The following is a 1626-nucleotide window of genomic DNA, read 5'->3' as shown; positions in this document are numbered from 1 at the left end:
CGGTGGCTTTGTTAAGAAGAATGCATGGATATGGCATTAAACACATCATTTGCACCCCGCATGTGATGGAAAGTGTTTGGGAAAATACTTCGGAAAACATTCAGCGACAATTAGACGCTCTAAATTCTCATTTAAAAAGGATTGAATTTAATGACATTACTGTACACGCAGCGGCCGAATACATGCTGGATGCCAATTTTGACCACCTGTTAAAAACCGAAAAATTACGTACGCTAAAAGACAATTATATCTTAGTGGAGTTGTCTTTTCTCAGTGCACCAGTTAATTTGTATGAAACATTATTCAATATTCAAATAGCTGGTTATAAACCTGTTTTGGCACATCCTGAAAGGTATTCTTATTTTCACAATTCTATGGAGGAATATGTAAAACTAAAAGCAGCGGGCTGTTTGTTTCAGATGAACTTACTTTCACTTTCAAACTATTATGGTCCAAAGGTCCATGCTGTGGCTATTCATCTTTTAAAACAACAACTCATCGATTTTACCGGTACGGACACGCACAAGCAACAGCATTTGGATTTTTTGGAAAAGATTGACCTTGGAAAAAAAATTAGGCTTATTGCACCTGTTCTTAAGGCCAATGCTTTTTTTGGGATTAGGGATTCGGAAATAGGAAAAGACAGAAAGCACAGATAATAATTTATAGGTTTTTGTTCTATTTTCTATTAAACTGAACTTTAAACTTTAAACTTTTTCCTGTCAAATTCTAAATTGCCAGTTTTCCTATTAAGGGATCAGAAGGATTTTTATCCAACTCCTCGTATATTGAATTGTTGGAAATATATTCAGGAACAATTTCTTTCATTTTCTGCACCGTTTGCTCAAATTTAAATTCCTGATTGAGACTTACCAATTCATTGATACTTTGCTTTACCTGCTTTGTATTCATCAATTTTACTTTGGCAATCATAATTTTTTCGTTGTAAGTTGCTGTTGTATTTTCACCATTCCCCAGCAGCTCTTCATAAATTTTTTCTCCGGGGCGCAATCCTGTAATTTCTATTTCAATGTCTTTGGGATAATTTAATCCCGATAAACGAATCATATTCAAGGCCAAATCATATATTTTTATGGAATCACCCATGTCAAACACAAATATTTCACCTCCCTTGCCCATTGCTCCTGCTTCCAATACCAATTGACATGCCTCTGGGATTGTCATAAAATATCGGGTAATGTCCTTGTGCGTTACTGTTATTGGGCCCCCATTTTTAATTTGCGACTTAAACAACGGGATTACAGAGCCGTTAGAGCCCAACACATTTCCAAAACGTGTGGTAATAAATTTAGTGGTTCCATTGTTCTTCAAACAAGAAATGTACATTTCAGCAATACGCTTGGTTGCCCCCATTACATTTGTAGGATTTACAGCCTTATCAGTAGATATCATTATAAATTTTTCAACCTGATGCTGCACTGACAAATCTGTAACTATTTGTGTTCCGGATATATTTACACAAACCGCTTCATAAGGGTTTTCTTCCATAAAGGGCACGTGTTTGTATGCTGCAGCATGAAAAACAATGGACGGCTGGTATTGATCAAACAACAATTCCATTCTTTTTTTATTTCGAATGTCGCCTACAATGGCCGTAATATTATT

2 protein-coding genes are annotated in these 1626 nt (G+C 35.7%); one reads left to right on the top strand and one right to left on the bottom strand.

Translation table 11 applies throughout. The features are described from left to right. Positions 1-659: tyrosine-protein phosphatase (locus tag ABY285_RS12595; RefSeq protein ID WP_372770589.1), on the top strand; the 659-nt coding region annotated here is incomplete at its 5' end. 70 nt (positions 660-729) lie between these two features. On the opposite strand, the gene ABY285_RS12590 is transcribed toward ABY285_RS12595, so the two are convergent. Next, positions 730-1626: UDP-N-acetylglucosamine 4,6-dehydratase family protein (locus ABY285_RS12590; RefSeq protein WP_372770587.1), on the bottom strand; the 897-nt coding region annotated here is incomplete at its 5' end.

The sequence above is a fragment of the Lutibacter sp. genome, assembly GCF_041555395.1.
GTDB lineage: Bacteria > Bacteroidota > Bacteroidia > Flavobacteriales > Flavobacteriaceae > Lutibacter.
This window is presented reverse-complemented; position numbering and strand designations above follow the sequence as displayed.